The organism is Roseibium sp. Sym1 (assembly GCF_027359675.1).
Classification (GTDB): Bacteria; Pseudomonadota; Alphaproteobacteria; order Rhizobiales; family Stappiaceae; genus Roseibium.
On record NZ_CP114786.1, the window covers coordinates 5576920 to 5595410 of the forward strand.

At 62.3% G+C, this 18491-nt stretch carries 16 protein-coding genes; 12 read left to right on the top strand and 4 right to left on the bottom strand.

What is annotated here, in order from left to right; genetic code table 11:
- Positions 1-4: 4 nt before the first annotated feature.
- The gene (locus O6760_RS25850; RefSeq protein ID WP_269582528.1) at positions 5-1198 is read left to right on the top strand and encodes a lytic murein transglycosylase; all 1194 of its coding nucleotides are present in this window, start codon (positions 5-7) and stop codon (positions 1196-1198) included.
- Between the two features lie 186 nt (positions 1199-1384).
- On the opposite strand, the gene O6760_RS25855 is transcribed toward O6760_RS25850, so the two are convergent.
- Positions 1385-1798, bottom strand: a complete 414-nt coding sequence (locus O6760_RS25855) for a winged helix-turn-helix transcriptional regulator (protein WP_269582529.1) — start codon at positions 1796-1798, stop codon at positions 1385-1387.
- Between the two features lie 89 nt (positions 1799-1887).
- Between O6760_RS25855 and O6760_RS25860 the strand changes: the two genes are divergently transcribed.
- A complete protein-coding gene (locus O6760_RS25860) occupies positions 1888-2652 on the top strand; it encodes a YdhR family protein (RefSeq protein WP_269582530.1) in 765 nt (254 codons plus the stop codon).
- A 91-nt stretch (positions 2653-2743) separates the two neighbouring features.
- Here the strand turns inward: O6760_RS25860 and O6760_RS25865 are convergent, their stop codons facing one another.
- The 3 genes from O6760_RS25865 to O6760_RS25875 all read right to left on the bottom strand — a co-directional run bounded on the left by O6760_RS25865 (position 2744) and on the right by O6760_RS25875 (position 5875).
- The gene (locus O6760_RS25865; RefSeq protein WP_269582531.1) at positions 2744-3292 is read right to left on the bottom strand and encodes a cupin domain-containing protein; all 549 of its coding nucleotides are present in this window, start codon (positions 3290-3292) and stop codon (positions 2744-2746) included.
- Between the two features lie 129 nt (positions 3293-3421).
- Positions 3422-5026 (bottom strand): benzoylformate decarboxylase, encoded by a 1605-nt coding sequence (gene mdlC, locus O6760_RS25870; protein ID WP_269582532.1) that lies wholly within the window; start codon positions 5024-5026, stop codon positions 3422-3424.
- Positions 5027-5170: 144 nt separating this feature from the next.
- Positions 5171-5875, bottom strand: coding sequence for a metal-dependent hydrolase (locus O6760_RS25875; protein WP_269582533.1), 705 nt, complete (start codon positions 5873-5875; stop codon positions 5171-5173).
- 182 nt (positions 5876-6057) lie between these two features.
- On the opposite strand from O6760_RS25875, the gene ruvX reads away from it, so the two are divergent.
- From ruvX to O6760_RS25925, 10 genes are all read left to right on the top strand, one after another.
- The gene (gene ruvX, locus O6760_RS25880; protein ID WP_269582534.1) at positions 6058-6540 is read left to right on the top strand and encodes a Holliday junction resolvase RuvX; all 483 of its coding nucleotides are present in this window, start codon (positions 6058-6060) and stop codon (positions 6538-6540) included.
- Positions 6541-6615: 75 nt separating this feature from the next.
- Positions 6616-7542, top strand: coding sequence for an AEC family transporter (locus O6760_RS25885; RefSeq protein ID WP_269582535.1), 927 nt, complete (start codon positions 6616-6618; stop codon positions 7540-7542).
- Between the two features lie 142 nt (positions 7543-7684).
- Positions 7685-8641: an aspartate carbamoyltransferase catalytic subunit gene (locus O6760_RS25890; protein WP_442969832.1), complete on the top strand. Its 957-nt coding sequence runs from the start codon at positions 7685-7687 to the stop codon at positions 8639-8641.
- A 19-nt stretch (positions 8642-8660) separates the two neighbouring features.
- Positions 8661-9962 (top strand): dihydroorotase, encoded by a 1302-nt coding sequence (locus tag O6760_RS25895; RefSeq protein WP_269582537.1) that lies wholly within the window; start codon positions 8661-8663, stop codon positions 9960-9962.
- Positions 9963-10101: 139 nt separating this feature from the next.
- The gene (gene plsY / locus O6760_RS25900) at positions 10102-10764 is read left to right on the top strand and encodes a glycerol-3-phosphate 1-O-acyltransferase PlsY (RefSeq protein ID WP_269582538.1); all 663 of its coding nucleotides are present in this window, start codon (positions 10102-10104) and stop codon (positions 10762-10764) included.
- Entirely contained in the window at positions 10761-11900 is a 1140-nt protein-coding gene (dprA, locus tag O6760_RS25905) for a DNA-processing protein DprA (RefSeq protein ID WP_269582539.1), read from the top strand. Before plsY ends, dprA begins: the two co-directional genes overlap by 4 nt.
- 188 nt (positions 11901-12088) lie before the next feature.
- On the top strand, positions 12089-14800 hold the full coding sequence (topA, locus tag O6760_RS25910; RefSeq protein WP_269582540.1) for a type I DNA topoisomerase: 2712 nt from the start codon (positions 12089-12091) through the stop codon (positions 14798-14800).
- Between the two features lie 62 nt (positions 14801-14862).
- Entirely contained in the window at positions 14863-17115 is a 2253-nt protein-coding gene (gene rnr, locus O6760_RS25915) for a ribonuclease R (RefSeq protein ID WP_269586357.1), read from the top strand.
- Complete coding sequence (locus tag O6760_RS25920; protein ID WP_269582541.1) at positions 17112-17576, top strand: DUF983 domain-containing protein; 465 nt, start codon at positions 17112-17114, stop codon at positions 17574-17576. The genes rnr and O6760_RS25920 overlap by 4 nt, the downstream gene beginning before the upstream one ends.
- Positions 17573-18319: an NUDIX hydrolase gene (locus O6760_RS25925; RefSeq protein WP_269582542.1), complete on the top strand. Its 747-nt coding sequence runs from the start codon at positions 17573-17575 to the stop codon at positions 18317-18319. The genes O6760_RS25920 and O6760_RS25925 overlap by 4 nt, the downstream gene beginning before the upstream one ends.
- Positions 18320-18491 lie beyond the last annotated feature (172 nt).

The window sequence follows — 18491 nt, forward strand, 5'->3', positions numbered from 1 at the left end:
TTTCATGACGCGCCATCGCTCCACAAAGACATTTGCAGCAGCTGCCCTGACCGGTTTCCTGATATCGGCGGTTCCGGCCCTGGCCCAGCAATGCGGTGGCGATTTCCGGCAATTTCTGGCGGGTGTCAAACAGGAAGCCGTCAGCAAGGGGCTTTCGGCGCAGGCCGCGGACAGGACGCTGGCCGGCGCACAGATCGACCGCAAGGTGCTTTCGCGCGACCGGGCCCAGGGCGTCTTCAAGATGACGTTCCTGGATTTTTCCAAACGTGTCATCTCCGGCTACCGGATAAAAAACGGCGCGGCGAACATGAAGAAATATGCCGGCGTGTTTCAACGTGAAGAAGCCGAGTACGGGGTACCGGCCCCGGTCATCACCGCATTCTGGGCGCTGGAGACCGATTTCGGGGCTGTCCAGGGAGACTTCAACACGGTCAACGCGCTGGCAACACTGGCGCATGACTGCCGCCGGCCGCACCTGTTCCGGCCGCAGCTGATCGCGGCGATCGAGATGGTTCAGCACGGTGACCTGGATCCGCGCAACACCACGGGCGCCTGGGCAGGCGAAATCGGCATGGTGCAGATGCTGCCCGAAGACATCATCAAGTTCGGCAAGGACGGCAATGGCGACGGGCATGTCACGCTGAAAAAGAGCGCGGAAGACGCGATCATGACCGCTGGCGCGTTCATCCAGCATCTGGGCTGGCGACGCGGCGAACCCTGGCTGCAGGAGGTTGCCGTCCCTCAGAACCTCGATTGGGCGGAAACAGGCCTCGGCAAGACCAAGACCGGAAGCCAATGGGCCGCGCTTGGTGTCCAGCCACGCTGGGGCCAGATCTCCTCCAGTCTGCCCGCTTCGCTGCTGTTGCCGCAGGGCCGCAAGGGCCCCGCTTTCCTGGCCTATCCCAACTACAACATCTACCTGGAATGGAACCAGTCCTTCGTCTACACGACAACGGCCGCCTATTTCGCTACGCGGCTGGCAGGCGCCCCCGTCTACACCCAGGGCAATCCGGAGCCGGGTCTGAGCGACGCCCAGATGAAACAGTTGCAGTCGAAGCTCGCCAACATGGGCTACGACGTCGGCAAGATCGACGGCATTCTCGGGTCGGGAACCCGCAATGCGGTTCAGCAGGTCCAGCAGAAACTCGGCATGCCGGCGGATGCCTGGCCGACGCCGGCGCTGCTCAGCAGGCTCTGAACGGTTTGAACGCGGTTCCGGGCAGCAAAAGGGTCGTCAGCTCAGTCAGTTGCTGAGACGACGACAACATGCTCTTCCAGCGTCGGGCCCGATCCCGGGAAAACTCCATCCCCAAGAGGAACCCGTCCATTCCTGGTGTAAATATCGCTCCGCGAACCGAAGGGACACCCGCCCAAGGCATGTGCCCTATGGCAATTCGCCGGACCGGATTCTTGCTTCGAACCCGGTCCTGTCGGAACGGACTTTCTCCACGGTTCCGGTCATGGCGTGCGGGGCAGTGTTGTACTTGCCGCTCCACAGCATGATTTCAGCCAGAACCGGACCGAGGTCCCTGCCCTTCTGCGTCAGCTCATAGACGAAACTGCGCCAATTCTCAGGGTCCTTCCGTTTCGTGACCAGGCCCTTTTCTTCAAGGTGCTTCAGGCGCTGTGCAAGAATGTTGGTTGAAATTCCCTCCCATCCCTTCAGCAATTCGCCATAGGTGCGTGCTCCCCTGACCGCCATGTCCCTGATGATCAGCAGGGACCACTGGTCTCCGAACGCATCAAGGGCGAAGGCAACGGGACAGCCTGAATCGTATTTCTGTTTTTTCGTGGTCATGGCACAAATCTAATTAATTGACTTGCTTTTTGCAAGTTGATACCGCATATCGAGTCAGCTTGCATTTTGCAAGTTAAAAGGAGAAAGCAATGAAGGATGAAGTCAACCCGACAGCAAACGGCGAAAAGGAAGGGCTGGACAGGCGCCGCTTTCTGGCCGTGAGCGCGGCCGGCGTCCTGTCGGCGCCAACCGTCTTGAACGCAAAGGAGACAATCCAGATGACACCAGGAGCATTCGTCTATACGGAAGTTGCAATATCGGTTCCGTTCGATCAGGCCCCCTGGGCCAAGATCAACGAGGCCATCAAGGAACAACCCGGCTTCCTGAACAAAACCTGGCTTCAGGGACATTCGACACAGTCGGTCGGCGGGTTCTATTCCTTTGACAGCCTGGAAAATGCCCGCCGGTTCGTGACCGGATATTTTCCGACGGAGCCGCGTGCATTCGGTGTCGCGCACAACACCCGGGTCTTCGATGCCGGGATTGTCAGAGCGGCCAGCGAGGACCTCGGCTCGGTGCACTACGGAACCGCATCCCGGAAGAAACCCGGTGCATTCGTCTATACCGAGCTCCAGGTTTCGGTCCCGTTCGGCGATTTTGCATGGGAGCAGCGAAACGCAGCCCTGAAACAGACAAAGGGGCTGCTGAACAAGATCTGGCTGAGCGGTGTCGAAACCAACACGCTCGGTGGTTTCGACGCTTTCGACACCGTCGAAAACGCCCTGGATTTTGCCGTCAACGCCTTTCCGGCCGTTGCCGCCAAATTCAACACGGCACTCTATACGCGTGTCTTCGATGCCTCGATAACCGAAGAAGCGAGCCGGCAAATGGCATCGCCCTATTACACCGTCTGATCGTCCTGGACTGTGGCGTGGCCGGCTGACCCAGACACCCGGCCCGCTGTGGCTCCGCCGGCAGACCCGATTTGCCGGCGGCAGCCTGCCGCTATTCGACCTTCTTCTTGTCGGTTCCGGGCGCATCCTCGGCGACCGTCGCCTTGCCGTCGTCGCCAAGGAGGAAAACTGCCAGGATTTTCGCCGGCGCATCACCGGTATTTTCGCCGCGATGGGTCACGTCCATGGCTTCCAGAAGTCCGTCGCCCGCGCTGTACACCTTCTTGCCGATCTCCTCGTAGGTGACCGTGATTTCACCTTCCAGGATATAGGCAAAGAGCGGCGCATGGTGTTGATGCCAACCGGTCACCTCACCCGGCTCCATGGTGATCTCGATGGCATGTACCGAAGCATTGTTCTGCGGGAAAGACACCTTTTCATCGGCAACCGTGAGGTCGCCGGCAAACACTTCACGCACTTTCTCGTAGGGCGTCTTTGCCGCGGCTGCCTCTTCCTGAGCCGCCTTGGAGCCCGGCTTGGCATGAGGCTGGGACGGTGCCGGCTTGCCGTCGGGGGTGATGGATTTATCCGCCGAGAAGACGGGGGGCGCCAGCAAGACCCCGCCAACAACCAGCATGAATGCAAATTTGGCCCGCGTCATATTATGTTCCCGATAGGCTGTTTGAACCGATGGCACCAAGTGCTCCGGCGTTGTCGTGACATCAAATTGTGCCGGCATTGTGCACGACCCTTCGGATCGCAACAACATTTTCACAATGACTTGAAAGCCTTATCCAAGAAGAGAACGCAGTTTCGGGGATATTTCGACCTCGATCACGGAGGTTCCCTTGTGGGCAAGAGCCTCCTTGAGCGCTCCGGTCAGCTCCTCGGCTGTCTTCGCCTTCGCCGTTTTGGCCCCATAACCACGCCCGAGGGCCTCGATATCAAGACCGGGCAGATCCAGCCCGGGCACATTCGGCGTTTCCTCGAGGATCGCGAACTCCTTCAGGATCGCATATTCGCTGTTGCGCATGGCGACGAAGACAACATGTGCCTCTTCCTGAACACCGGTGTAGATGCTCTGGACCGAATATTGGAAAGACCCGTCGCCGATCACGGCGACAACCGGACGGTTTCGGCCGCTATCCGCCTCGGCAAGGGCGAGACCGACCGCTGCCGGCATGTCCCAGCCAAGCCCTCCGGACGCAAAGGTGTAGAACGTATCGGGCGTGTTGATCGGGATCTGGCGTTCCAGCTCGATCACGTTGGACGGCGATTCCTCGACCAGCACGAAGTCTTGCGGAAGCGCGTCCCTGACAAGGCTGTAGACCGCATCCGGTGTAAGCGGCAGCACCGAGAGGTCCGGTACCGGCGCCGGCTCCTTGGTGTAGGGATTGGCCTTGTGCGGCCGTTTGTCCAACAACGGCAGGATCGCCTCGAAGAACAGCCTGGCATCGGAGACGAGACTGTCTCCGACCGGAGCCTTCGCCGCCATGTCCGGATCATCCGTCACCTGTAGCAGCCCTGTTCCCGCCGGCAGGTAATCCCCGGGTACGTAGGGATAATAGCGGAAGACCGGGGCTCCCACGGTCACGACGAGATCGTGCCCCTCCAGGCGCTTGCAGATCGGACCGATGGCCGAGGGCAGCGTTCCGGCATGCAGCCTGTGACTTTCCGGGAAGGGTGTCCGCTCCGCAAACGGAGCGGTCAGGACCGGTGCCGACAGGGCTTCCGCAAACGCGATGCCCTCCTCCCAGGCCTGCGCCCGCGCGATGTCGGAGCCGTAAACAAGAACGGGATTGGTGGATGCGGAAATTCGCTCGGCGAATTCCCTGATCCGGGCCGGGTCCGCGGCGGAGCGCAAGGCCACTGTCCTTGCCACGGCAGGCCCTTCCATTTCCTGATCCCAGTCATCCAGAGGCAGGGACAGGAACACCGGGCCACAGGGCTGCTGAACGGCTGCAGCATAGGCCCGCATGAAAGCCGCAGGCACATCCTGGGCCCGGGACGGTTCATAGCTCCACTTCACCCAGGGCTGCGGCATCAGCGTCGCGTTGATGTTGGTCAGAAGCGGCTCGAGCAGCAACATGTTCCGGGTCTGCTGGCCGGCGGTCAGGATGAGCGGTGTCTTGTTCTGATAGGCCGTCAGGATACAGCCCATCGCATTGCCGAGACCGGCACCGGTATGCACGTTGACGATGACCGGCTTGCGCAACCCCTGGGCCATGCCATCTGCAATGCCGACCACACTTGCTTCCTGCAAGGAAAGCACATAGCGAAAATCGTCCGGGAAATTCTTCAGAAAGGTTTCTTCGGTGGATCCGGGATTGCCGACGATGGTCGTCAGGCCCAGGTCCCGCAGCAAGTCAAACGTAACGTCTTTTACCGTCGGCATTTCAACCCTCCTGAAAATGAGGCCGGCCAACGCGAGGCTCAATCAGCTCAATTGAAATGCCCCCGGGCTGCGGCTTTGCAAAACCAATCCGAAACTCCAACTTTTATCGCCTTCCAGCATCTGCCCCCGACAGAGCCAGACTTGTCAGACCGTGACAGTCCCACCGGGCTTCAATGCCGGCACCTTGCCGCTATCGGGCCCGAGCGCCTCCAGAAATGCGTCCGAGGTCGGGTCGATGATCGGGAAAGAGCCATAATGGCACGGCACGATCGTGTGGAAATGGAAAAACTTCCGGCAAGCCAGGGCGGCCACCTTGCCGCCCATGGTGAAACGATCGCCGATCGGCACGATGCCGACCTGCGGCCGATAGATCTCGTTGATCAGGGCCATGTCGGAGAAAATATCCGTGTCGCCCATGTGATAGAGCACCTTCTGACCCGGCACCTCGATGATGACGCCATGGGGATTGCCGAGATAAATCGCTTCGCCGTCGGTCTGCTTGGAGGACGAATGGACCGCCATCGTGAAGGCGACCTTGAACGGCCCGGTATTGACCATGCCGCCCGAATTCATCGGATTGATGTTTTCAATCCCCTGCCGGGTGGCCCACATGCAGATCTCGAAATTGGAGGTCAGCTGCGCGCCGGTCTTTTTCAGGATCTCGACGGCATCCCCGATGTGATCGTCATGTCCATGGGTAAGAACGACATGCGTCACGCCGTCGGCGACCCGATCCACCGTCAGATCGTCCGGAAAAGAAGGATTGCCGGTGAGAAACGGATCGATCAGGATCGACGCGCCATCGATTTCGATCTTGAAGGCGGAATGTCCGTACCAGGTCAGTTTCATCGATGTCTCCAGGACTTCGTTGGATTGATGCCGAACTTAGCAGCCTCTTCCCAGGCTCAACAAGTGATTGCGTCAATCAACTTACACGCGCTCCAACTCGCAATTGGTGTCTGATAGACTTCTGTCTGCCGGTCCGGCGCAATCTTCTGGAACAATTGCCAAGGGCCTGATAAAGCCACGCCATGGCAAACGACCCCGCGCTCCCCCTTGAAGACTTCATGGCCACCGTGCCGGCCAACACCCGGCTGATCGGGCTCGATCTCGGCACCAAGACCATCGGCCTCGCGCTCTCCGATCTCGGCAGGGGCATCGCTTCTCCCATGGAAACGATCAAGCGCAAGAAATTCACGCTGGACGCGGAAAAGCTGCTGGAAATCTGCGCGAGGCAACAGGTCGGCGGCATCGTGCTCGGTCTGCCGCTCAACATGGATGGCAGCGAAGGCCCGCGGGTCCAGGCGACCCGCGCCTTTGTCCGCAACCTTTCCCAGAAGACGGAGCTGCCGATCACCTATTGGGACGAGCGGCTCTCGACGGCCGCCGTCACGCGCACGCTGCTGGAAGCCGATTCCAGCCGGGCCAAACGCGCCGAAGCCGTCGACAAGATGGCCGCCGCCTTCATCCTGCAGGGCTTTCTGGACCGACTCGGGTTCATGGGATTAGAGTAAGCTCCCGCCTCACCGTCCGGCTTCGGCAATGACACCGGGCCGCGACCTTCGGTTCGCAGTTGAAAGTCCTGAACAATGCTAACCACGCTGTCCGCCCTCGTGCCGGTGATCCTGGTGATTGCCTCCGGCTATCTGATCGCGCGCACCGGCCTGATCACGGGAGAACAATGGCGCGGTGTCGAACGGCTGGCCTATTACGCCCTCTTCCCCGCCGTGCTGTTCCGGACGATCTCACAAGCGGATTTCAACAGTTTCCCGACCCTCAACATGGGCGGCAGCCTGCTGGCCTCGATCTTTGCCATGGCGCTTCTCCTGCTGCTTGCGAGAACCGCCATCGAGCGGATCTGGGGCATTGGACCGGCCAGGTTCACGTCCATCTTCCAGGGCACCCTGCGCTGGAACGCCATGATCGCCCTGGCGATAGCCGACAATGTGGCCGGAGACATCGGCCTGGCCATGCTCGCCGTCGCCATGGTGTTCATGATCCCGGTGCTGAATGTTGCCAGTATCGTGGTGCTGTCGCGCTATGCCAGTGGCACCACGCCGAGCGCCGCCAGGATCGCCCGCGATCTCTACACAAACCCCTTCATTCTCTCGATTGGCGCGGGTGTCATCATGAATGTCGGCGGCCTCGCCCTGCCGTCGATGATCGACGAGACGCTGGAAATATTTGCCCGCGCGGCCCTGCCCATCGGCATTATCTGCGTCGGCGCCGGGCTTGATCTCGGCTCGCTGCGCCGTCCCGGCCCGGCCTTGACCATAGGCACGTTCCTGCGGCCCCTGTGCATGCCGCTCTTCGCCTTTGCCTTCGCCAGTGCCTTCGGCGTCAGCGGACCGGCGCTCGCCGTGGTCATCATTGCGAGTTCGGTGCCCTGTGCCAGCAACTCCTTCATCCTGGCGCGGCAAATGGGCGGCGATGCCAAACTCATGGCGGAAATCATCACGTTGCAGACGCTGGCGGCGACCGTGACCATCCCGCTTGCCCTGCTCCTGTTCACCTGACTTTCCGGCCTGCCTGCATTACCGGCTTGCCCGCGCATATTTTGTCCAGCCGTTCAAATATTTAGCCGACATGTGGACAGCGGGCATGAGCCGATTTCACCGCTTGTGCAGTTCCCAAAAGCCCCTTATAGGGATGATCTCGATGACCGTGACAGATACCCATCGAGACAGCCCCTATCCCCATCGTCACCTTTTGGGCATTGAGGGCCTTCACCCCCACGAAATTCTGGGCCTGCTGGACCGTGCCGAGGAAGCCGTCGAGGTTTCCCGCCAGATCCACAAGCGCAAGCATGTTCTTGCCGGGCGCACCCAGATCAACCTGTTCTTCGAGAACTCGACCCGGACGCAAAGTTCGTTCGAGCTGGCCGGCAAACGGCTCGGCGCGGACGTCATGAACATGGCCGTGTCCCAGTCGTCGGTCAAAAAGGGCGAAACCCTGATCGACACGGCCGCGACGCTGAACGCCATGCATCCCGACCTGCTCGTGGTTCGCCATCACGCCGCCGGCGCGGTCCATCTTCTCGCCCGCAAGGTCAGCTGCTCGGTGGTCAATGCCGGTGACGGGCCGCATGAGCACCCGACCCAGGCCCTGCTTGATGCCCTGACCATCCGCCGCCACAAAGGCAAGATCGCCCGTCTGACCGTAGCGATCTGCGGCGACATCGCCCATTCCCGGGTTGCGCGCTCTAACATCATCCTGCTGAACGCGCTTGGTGCCCGGGTGCGCGTGATCGCGCCCTCCACCCTGCTGCCTTCCGGCATCGCCCAGATGGGCGCCGAGGTTTTCACCAGTATGAAAGAGGGGCTCGCCGGAGCTGACATCGTCATGATGCTGCGCCTGCAGCGCGAACGCATGAACGGTGCCTTCGTGCCGTCCGTGCGCGAGTATTACCGCTATTTCGGCCTCGACGCGGAGAAGCTCTCCTATGCCAGCGAAGATGCCCTGGTGATGCACCCCGGACCGATGAACCGCGGCGTCGAGATCGACGCCTCGATCGCCGATGGAGCCCAGAGCCTGATCCGCGAACAGGTAGAGATGGGCGTCGCCGTGCGCATGGCCGTGCTCGAGGCGCTGGCTGCCAACCTGCCGAACAACTGACGACCAGAGGAACGACAAAGTGGCTCTCGACACACCCAAACCTCTGGTTCTTTCCAATGCCAGGGTGATCGACCCGGCACGGGAACTCGACGCGCCCGGCTCGGTCATCATCGCCGACGGCACGATCCTCGCGGCCGGTCCGGAAGCCGCCAACCAGGGTACGCCCTACGGCGCGGAAATCGTAGATTGCAAGGGGGCGATTGCCTGCCCTGGCCTGGTTGACTTCTGTGTTTCGGTGGGTGAACCGGGCGCGGAGCACCGTGAGACCCTGGCCAGCGCGTCCAACGCCGCAGCCGCCGGCGGCGTCACCACGATCTGCACCATGCCGGACACCGATCCCATAATCGACGATCCGGCCCTGGTCGACTTCATCCTGCGCCGCGCCCGCGACACGGCCAGCGTCAACGTGTTGCCGCTGGCGGCCCTGACGAAAGGTCTCCAGGGTAACGAGATGACCGAAATCGGTCTGCTTCAGGAGGCCGGCGCCGTTGCCTTCACCAACGGGCACAAGTCGGTCAAGAACGCCCAGGTGATGCGGCGCATGATGACCTATGCCCGCGACTTCGGCGCGCTCGTGATCCACCACACGGAAGATCCGGATCTGGCGGGCGGTGTCATGAATTCCGGCTTGAACGCGAGCTGGAAGGGCCTGTCCGGCGTGCCGCGCGAAGCGGAAATCATCATGCTGGAACGGGATCTGCGCCTGGTCGGCATGTCCAGGGCAAAGTATCACGCGAACCTGATCACGACCGCCGACAGTGCCGACGTCATCCGCACCGGCAAGGCCCGTGGCCTCGACATCACCGCGGGCATCTCGATCAACCACCTGACCCACAACGAAAACGACATCGGTGCCTACCGAACCTTCTTCAAGATGTCGCCTCCCTTACGCGACGAAGACGACCGCCAGGCGATGATCGCCGCCGTTGCGGACGGCACCATCGACATCATCTGCTCCAACCACGACCCGCAGGATGTCGAGACCAAGCGCCATCCCTGGGCCGAGGCCGAGGACGGCGCCATCGGCCTGGAAACCCTGCTCGCCGCCGCGCTTCGTCTGTATCACTCCGAACAGGTCGACCTCGTCACCCTGTTGGCCACGATGACCAGCCGTCCGGCGGACCGGCTCGGCCTCGAAACCGGACGGCTCGCCAAGGGCGCCCCGGCGGATGTCACGGTGTTCGACCCCGACCGCCCCTGGGTCCTGGAGAAAAGCGCGATCCGCTCGCGGTCCAAGAACTCGCCCTTCGAAGATGCCCGTTTCTCGGGCCGTGTACTGCGCACCGTGGTGGCCGGAAAAACGGTCTACTCTCACGCCTGACCCGCCGTCGCCTGGAACAAACTCGTTTGGTGCCCAATGCCGGACTTGATCCGGCAATCCATGCCGTTACAGTGCGATGAAACAAAGGCCGTGCGCACCGCGCGCGCCAACAAGAAACGCGCCACTGGGGGAAACCTGCGTGCCTGATCCGATCAGCTGGGAATTCGCCTGGCCCTATTATGTCGCCGCCCTCGCCTTCGGCTACCTGCTCGGCTCGATTCCGTTCGGGCTGATCTTCACCCGCATGGCCGGTCTCGGCGATATCCGCAAGATCGGCTCCGGCAACATCGGCACTACCAACGTGCTGCGCACGGGCAACAAGGCCGTCGCCCTGGCAACCCTGCTCGGGGACGGCTTGAAGGGCACGGCCGCCGTACTCGCCATCAACCATTTCTATGGTCAGGAAATGGCGTTGATCGCGGGCCTGGGCGCATTTCTCGGTCATCTCTTTCCGGTCTGGCTGAAATTCAGGGGCGGCAAGGGAGTTGCAACCTATCTCGGCATCCTGCTCGGGATCTTCTGGCCGATGTTCCTGCTGGCGGCCGCGATCTGGATCGCCATGGCCGTCGTGTTTCGCTATTCCTCCCTGTCCGCCCTGACAATGACGCTGCTGACACCGGTGCTGCTGTGGCTTGTTTTTCATCAGGTCCAGATGGCCGAGATGTTCGTGCTCCTGACCGTTCTGGCATGGGCCAAGCATCACGAGAATATCAGCCGCCTGCTGCGCGGACAGGAAAGCAGGATCGGTTCAAAGTCAAAACCCGCACCGGACGCCTCCGTGTCCGGTGACGGAGGCGCGTGAGCGGCCCCGCGGACGATAAAACCAGACGCCTCTCCGAGGCAGACCGGATTGCTTGGCTCCGGCTAATACGCTCCGAAAACATTGGACCCGTCACCTTCACAGACCTGCTGGACCATTGCGGCACCGCGCAGGAGGCGCTTGAGCGTTTGCCTGAACTTTCGCGCCGCGGCGGACGCAGGAGCTACAGGCTCTGCCCGCTCGAAGACGCCGAAGCCGAACTGAGCGCCCATGAGCGCGTCGGGGCTCGGCTGGTGGCGCTCGGTGACGACGACTATCCACCGCACCTCAGGCACATAGACGGTCCACCGCCTCTCCTGTCGGTTGTGGGCGGCGATGCCATCACCCGGGAGCGCATGATTGCCGTTGTCGGTGCCCGCAACGCCTCCCTGTCGGGCCGCAAGCTCGCGGGACAGTTTGCGCACGGACTGGGTGGGGAAGGTTTCGCGGTGGTGTCCGGCCTCGCCCGCGGCATCGATACCGCCGCCCATGAGGCAGCACTGAACACAGGCACGGTTGCCGTTTTTGCCGGCGGCATCAATGTTCTCTATCCACCCGAGAACGATCGGCTGCTCGCCGCCCTTCTCGATGCGGGCGGGGCCGCAATCAGCGAAATGCCCTTCGGCTGGAAGCCGCGCGGTCGCGACTTTCCACGCCGCAACCGCCTGATTTCAGGATTGTCTGTCGGCGTTGTCGTGATAGAGGCCGCAAAAGCCTCCGGCTCCTTGCACACCGCGCGTTATGCGCTGGAGCAGAACCGGGAAATCTTCGCCGTGCCGGGGTCTCCGCTCGACCCGCGGTCCGAGGGCGCCAACAGGCTGATCCGCCAGGGCGCAACGCTGGTCACGTCGACGGCGGATATTCTGGAAAGCCTGTCCGGCCGCCTCGAACCCGCGCTGCCCTTCGCTCCGAAATTGTTCCGCGAGCCTGAGATCAACACGCCCCGGGGACCGACGGATCCGGACACAAGGCTGCGGGAACGTGTTCTCGGCGCCCTCGGACCGGCGCCGGTGGACCTTGACGAACTGATCCGATTTGCCGACGGCGACGCCCGCTCCATCCACATAATCCTCCTGGAGCTCGAGCTGGCGGGGCGTGTGGAACGGCATCGCGGCAACAAAATCTCCGCATTGATGTGAGGCTTCGAATTATCTTGAATCTCAGTGGATAACCCGTATCTGGAGCGGATGGCTTGACCCCGCTGCCTCAAAGGTCCATTTGACACGCGGCGCGTGATCCTTGATCGTCTGCGCCATCAGATCAGTTGCAAGATCACCTTCTCCACCGGACGGGGACTCCGTTTCCGGCAAAAATATTTTGGGTAAGAATGAACGTCGTCATTGTGGAATCGCCGGCGAAAGCCAAGACGATCAACAAATATCTAGGCTCCGACTACACGGTCCTGGCCTCCTACGGTCACGTGCGCGACCTGCCGCCCAAGGACGGCTCGGTGCAGCCGGACGACAACTTCGCCATGAGCTGGCAGGTGGATTCGAAATCCCAGAAACGCCTCACGGAGATCGCGAACGCGGTCAAGGAAGCCGACCGCCTCATTCTCGCGACCGACCCCGACCGCGAAGGCGAAGCGATTTCCTGGCACGTTCTGGAAGTTTTGCAGAAGAAGCGCGTCCTTAAGGACAAGCATGTCGAGCGGGTCGTGTTCAACGCCATCACCAAGAAGGCGATCCTGGAGGCGATGGACAATCCGCGCCAGCTCGACACGCCGCTGGTCGACGCCTACCTTGCGCGACGCGCGCTCGACTACCTGGTCGGCTTCACGCTGTCGCCGGTCCTGTGGCGCAAGCTGCCCGGCGCCCGCTCCGCCGGCCGTGTGCAATCCGTGGCCCTTCGGCTCATCTGCGACCGGGAAATGGAGATCGAGGTCTTCAACCCGCAGGAATACTGGTCGATCTTCGCCAACATGAAGACACCTGCCGGCGACATGTTCCAGGCGGGGCTGACCGGCTTCGACGGCAGGAAGATCGGCCGCCTCGACATTACCAACGAGGCGGATGCCACCACCATCCGCACCATGCTGGAAAGCGCCAGCTTCAAGGTCGACAGCGTCGCCTCCAAACCGGCGAAGCGCAATCCGGCCGCGCCCTTCACCACCTCGACGCTGCAGCAGGAAGCCTCCCGCAAACTCGGTTTTGCCGCATCACGCACCATGCAGGTTGCGCAGAAGCTCTACGAAGGCATTTCCATTGGCGGGGAAACCTCCGGCCTCATCACCTACATGCGTACCGACGGCGTGCAGATTGCCGGTGAAGCCATTGCCGCCGCCCGCTCGGTGATCGGCAAGGATTTCGGTGACAAGTATGTCCCCGAAAAGCCGCGGGCCTATTCCTCCAAGGCGAAAAACGCACAGGAAGCCCACGAGGCCATCCGGCCGACCGATCTGTCCCGCCGCCCCAAGGACGTTGCCCCATTCCTCGACCAGGACCAGGCCAAGCTTTACGAGCTGATCTGGAAACGGACGATGGCCTCGCAGATGGAATCGGCCGTTCTGGAACGCACCACCATCGAGATCCTGGCCGATGGCTCGGGCAAGCGTGCCAACCTGCGTGCCACCGGCTCCGTCGTGCGTTTCGACGGTTTCCTGGCGCTCTACCAGGAAAGCCGCGATGACGACGAGGACGAGAATTCCAAGCGCCTGCCCGCCGTCGACGAAGGCGCCGCGCTAACGGCCGCCTCGGTCGACGGCAAGTCGGACGCGATCGAAGCCTCGCAGCATTTCACCACACCGCCGCCGCGTTACACCGAGGCGAGCCTGGTGAAGAAGATGGAGGAGCTCGGCATCGGACGGCCGTCCACCTATGCCTCCACGCTGCAGACGCTGCGTGACCGCGACTATGTCGAGCTTGACAAGAAGCAGCTGGTGCCGATGGACAAGGGCCGCATCGTCACAGCCTTCCTGGAGAGCTTCTTCCAGCGCTATATCGAGTTCGATTTCACCGCGAGCCTGGAAGAGCAGCTCGACAAGATCTCCGCGGGCGAGCTGTCCTGGCAGGATGTGCTGCGCGACTTCTGGACCGGCTTTTCCGGCGCTGTCGACGAGATCAAGGACTTGCGCGTCGCCCAGGTCATCGATGCCCTCAACGAGCTGCTCGGTCCGCATATCTTCCCGGCCAAGGAAGACGGCTCCGATCCGCGCAAGTGCCCGACCTGCGACAGCGGCCAGCTGTCCCTGAAGGTCAGCCGCTGGGGCGCCTTCATCGGCTGCTCCAACTACCCCGAATGCGGCTACACCCGCCAGCTGGGCAAGCCGAACGGCGAGAACGGCGATGCCGACGAGGGTCCGAAGGTGTTCGGCACCGACCCGGAAAGCGGTCTGGAAGTATCCCTGCGCACCGGCCGGTTCGGTCCCTATGTGCAACTCGGCAACGAGGCCAAGCCGAAGCGGTCCTCGCTTCCCAAGGGCTGGTCCGCGGCCGACATGGACCTGGAAAAGGCGCTGCAACTGCTGTCACTGCCACGCGAGGTCGGACCGCATCCCGAAGACGGCAAGATGATCACCGCCGGCATCGGCCGCTACGGTCCGTTCGTGCTGCACGAGGGAACCTACGCCAACCTGTCCACGCCGGACGAGGTCTTCTCCGTCGGCATCAACCGTGCCGTCGATGCCCTGGCCGAGAAACGCGCCAAGGGTGGAGGCCGCCGCGGTGCCGCGGCGACGCCGCTGAAGGAACTGGGCGAGCATCCGGATGAAGGCGGGCCGGTCAACGTCTATGACGGACGCTACGGGCCATATGTCAAGCACGGCAAGATCAATGCGACCCTGCCCAAGGACAGCGATCCGACGGCGGTCACGCTGGAACAGGCGCTGGAGCTGATCGCTGCCAAGGCCGCCAAGGGCGGCACCAAGAAGAAGGCCGCCGCGAAGAAACCCGCCGCCAAGAAGACCGCTGCCAAAAAGGCCAACGGCGAAGACAAGCCGGCGACGAAGAAAACGGCCTCCAAGAAGACGACCGCAAAAAAGGCCGAAAAGGCCGAGGTCGACACGTCGTCCGAAGAGGTTCCCTGGGATGATGCCACTTGAGCGCAAAACGCATTAACACGCGCAAACATACCAAACGCAAACACGCCAAGGTGCCCGGTGAAATGCCCTCGCGCGAGGACATTCTCGCCTTTGTGGCCGACAATCCGGGACGGGCGGGCAAGCGCGAGATTGCCCGCCATTTCGGTATCGTCGGCGGTGCCCGGGTCCAGCTGAAAAAGATGCTCAAGGACCTGGCCGATGACGGCCTGGTCGAAAAGCGCAACAAGCGCATGATCCGGCCAGGAGACCTGCCGCCCGTGTTTGTCGCCAGTCTGGGAGCGCGCGACCGCGACGGTGAACTTCTTGGAACACCGGTCGACTGGGACGACGAAGCCGGCGAGCCGCCCAAGATCCTGATCCTGACAGGCAAGACCAAGGCGACCCAGCCGGGTCTTGGCGACCGCGTATTGATCCGCCTGACGGAGGCGGAGGCAGGTCCGGAGGCGGCATACGCCGCCCGGGTCATCAGGGTGCTGGAAAAGAAACAGGGGGCCGTCCTCGGCATCCTGCGCAAGCGCGACGGCGACAGGCCGCCCTATCTGGAACCGATCGACAGGAAGCAACGCGAGCTGGACGTCGACCCGACCGACCTCAAGGACGCCGACGACGGCGACCTCGTCAGCGTACAGGTATCCCGCTCAGGTCGATACGGACACCCGCGCGCGTCGATTGTCGAGCGCTTCGGCTCACTGAAGTCGGAAAAGGCGGTCTCGGAAATCGCCCTGCAGTCCCATGGCATACCGCATGTCTTTCCGGCGGCCGTCGAGGCCCAGGCCGAGAGCGCCAAGCCGGTCGAAACGCTCGGCAAGCGCGAGGACTGGCGCCAGATCCCGCTGATCACCATCGATCCGCCCGACGCCAAGGACCATGACGACGCGGTCTTCGCGGAGGCCGACGAGGACCCGCAGAACGAAGGCGGTCACATCGTCTACGTCGCCATCGCAGATGTCGCCCATTACGTGACCCCGGGCTCGCCGATGGACAGGGAGGCGAACCTGCGCGGCAACTCGGTCTATTTCCCGGACCGGGTCATTCCGATGTTGCCGGAGCGGATCTCCAACCAGCTCTGTTCGCTCCGGGAAAAGGAAGACAAGCCGGCACTCGCCGTGCGCATGGTCTTCGACAAGACCGGCCGCAAGACCGGCCACACGTTCCACCGGGTGCTGATGCGCTCGGCCGCCAAACTGTCCTACATCCAGGCGCAGAAGGCGATCGACGGTGTCACGGACGAGAAGACGGAAACGATCCTCGACGGCATCCTGAAGCCGCTCTGGGCGGCTTACGCGGTGCTGCAGAAGGGACGTGACGCGCGCGAACCGCTGGACCTGGACCTGCCGGAACGCAAGATCAAGCTGAAGGAAGACGGCACGGTCGACCATGTTTACGTGCCCGAGCGGCTCGATGCGCACAAGCTGATCGAGGAGTTCATGATCCAGGCGAATGTCGCGGCGGCAGAAACCCTGGAGAAGAAAAAGTCTCCCCTGCTCTACCGGATCCACGACGCCTCGACGCCGGAGAAGCTGGAAAGCCTCAAGGATTTCCTGTCCACGCTCAACATGAAGCTGCCCTCCTCCGGCGGCCTCAGGCCCTCGGTGTTCAATGGCATTCTGGCGAAGGTCAAGAACACGCCCCAGGCACATCTCGTCAACGAGGTGGTGCTGCGCAGCCAGGCCCAGGCAGAATACGCGCCGCAGAATATCGGTCATTTCGGCCTCAACCTGCGTCGCTACGCCCACTTCACCTCGCCCATCCGCCGTTATGCCGACCTGATCGTGCACCGGGGTCTGATCTCGGCGCTCGGGCTTGGCAAGGACGGACTTCCGGAGGGCATCGAAGGCAAGCTGGAAGCCATCGGCGCGGAAATCTCCGGAGCGGAACGCCGCGCGATGCTGGCGGAACGCGACACGATCGACCGGCTGATCGCCCTGTGGATGAGTGACCAGATCGGGGCAACCTTCCAGGGACGCATCGCCGGTGTCGTGAAATCCGGCCTGTTCGTGCGTCTGGAAGAGACCGGTGCAGACGGCTTTGTGCCGGCCTCCACCATCGGCCTGGATTATTACCGATACGACGAAGGGTCGCATGCCCTGATAGGTGACAAAACCGGCGAGACCTACCAACTTGGCGATCAGGTCGAGGTCAGGCTCGTGGAAGCGGCACCCTTTGCCGGAGCGCTGACTTTCGAAATGCTCAGTCACGGACGCAATGCCGGAAAGCGCATTCGAAAGGGAGCTCCCAAGGCCCGGCGTGGTCCGCCCAAGGGCAAACGCGGCCCGGCCTCCTCGAAAAACAAGGGTCGAAGGAGATCTTCGTGACGGTCCGTTACGAAATGCACGAGAAACTGGAGGCGCCCGAAGCGCCGGCCGAACGGCCACGCCGCAAGGTGCTGGCCGCCATGCTTCGTGGCGCACAGAACCGCTGCATGAATTGCGGCAAGGGCCATATCTTTGACGGTTTCCTGACAAGCTGTCATGCCTGTTCCGTATGCGGCGAAGAAATCCATCATCACCGCGCGGACGACGCCCCGCCCTATTTCACAATCACCATTGTCGGCCACATTGTCATTCCCGCTCTGCTGCTGGTCGAGGTGCTCTGGCGTCCCGCCCTGTGGATCCACATGTCGCTCTGGGTGCCGCTGACGCTCCTCCTGTGCTTCGGCCTCATGCGGCCCATCAAGGGCGCCCTGATCGGTTTGCAATGGGCGCTCTATATGCACGGGTTCGATCCGGACGCGGAAGACGACCTGCCGCCGATGCCTGCCGAAAGGACTTCATGACCGGCTCATTTGAAAAACGGTTGGCCAAGGACGAAAAGGCGGGCGACTTCCCGTATATCCGGCCGAAGGATGCGGCGACGCTTCTCATTCTGGACCGGGATACGTCGGGAAAGGTGCGCCTTCTGATGGGCCGGCGGCATATGCGCCACACGTTCATGCCGGGAAAATTCGTCTTTCCCGGTGGCCGGGTCGATCCGTCGGATTCGCGCGTCGCCAATGTCCTGCCCTATCATCCCGATGTGGAAGCCAAGCTGTTCAAGGACCTGAAGAACGCCAGAACGGCTGCCCGCGTGCGTGCGCTTGCGCTGGCGGCAATCCGCGAGACCTACGAGGAAGCCGGCGTCTTCGTCGGGCGGAAGGCCTCAGACACCTCCCTGCGCCTCGGAGCCGGTTTTGAGGCATTTGCGGAACGCGGCATCCAGCCGGACCTCGGCGGCCTGCGCCTGATTGCAAGGGCGATCACACCACCGCAGCGCCCGAGGCGCTTCGACACCCGTTTCCTGGCCGTGTGGGCCGATGCCGTTGCCGACCGGTTGCCGGAGGGCCACGGCCCGTCCGGCGAGCTTGAGGACTGCGCCTGGCTGACCTTCGATGAAGCCCGCGAGAAGGAACTGCCGATGATCACCAACAAGATCCTTGGCGATCTGGAGGACCGGCTGGCGGCCGATCCGGACCTGACGCCGACAACACCGGTGCCATATTATTTCTTCCGCAAGGGCGGTTTTGTGAAGGACGAGATCTGAACATTCGCGAATTCGGTGAACGACGGTAGCCGCGACGGTCAAAAAGCGCCGCGGAACCAAAGCAAGCGCTTGACTTTCACGCCATGATGAGTAGGTTGCGCGCTGATTTCAGACATTGGGGCAGATTCCTCGCCAGCCCATCTGGCCACAAGAACTCTTTGCCCGACAACAA

Bases quoted from the DNA above. Each gene is read 5' to 3' on its own strand.
- O6760_RS25850 (WP_269582528.1), top strand. From the start codon at position 5: ATGACGCGCCATCGCTCCACAAAGACATTTGCAGCAGCTGCCCTGACC.
- O6760_RS25855 (WP_269582529.1), bottom strand. From the start codon at position 1,798: ATGACCACGAAAAAACAGAAATACGATTCAGGCTGTCCCGTTGCCTTC.
- O6760_RS25860 (WP_269582530.1), top strand. From the start codon at position 1,888: ATGAAGGATGAAGTCAACCCGACAGCAAACGGCGAAAAGGAAGGGCTG.
- O6760_RS25865 (WP_269582531.1), bottom strand. From the start codon at position 3,292: ATGACGCGGGCCAAATTTGCATTCATGCTGGTTGTTGGCGGGGTCTTG.
- mdlC (WP_269582532.1), bottom strand. From the start codon at position 5,026: ATGCCGACGGTAAAAGACGTTACGTTTGACTTGCTGCGGGACCTGGGC.
- O6760_RS25875 (WP_269582533.1), bottom strand. From the start codon at position 5,875: ATGAAACTGACCTGGTACGGACATTCCGCCTTCAAGATCGAAATCGAT.
- ruvX (WP_269582534.1), top strand. From the start codon at position 6,058: ATGGCAAACGACCCCGCGCTCCCCCTTGAAGACTTCATGGCCACCGTG.
- O6760_RS25885 (WP_269582535.1), top strand. From the start codon at position 6,616: ATGCTAACCACGCTGTCCGCCCTCGTGCCGGTGATCCTGGTGATTGCC.
- O6760_RS25890 (WP_442969832.1), top strand. From the start codon at position 7,685: ATGACCGTGACAGATACCCATCGAGACAGCCCCTATCCCCATCGTCAC.
- topA (WP_269582540.1), top strand. From the start codon at position 12,089: ATGAACGTCGTCATTGTGGAATCGCCGGCGAAAGCCAAGACGATCAAC.
- rnr (WP_269586357.1), top strand. From the start codon at position 14,863: ATGCCCTCGCGCGAGGACATTCTCGCCTTTGTGGCCGACAATCCGGGA.
- O6760_RS25925 (WP_269582542.1), top strand. From the start codon at position 17,573: ATGACCGGCTCATTTGAAAAACGGTTGGCCAAGGACGAAAAGGCGGGC.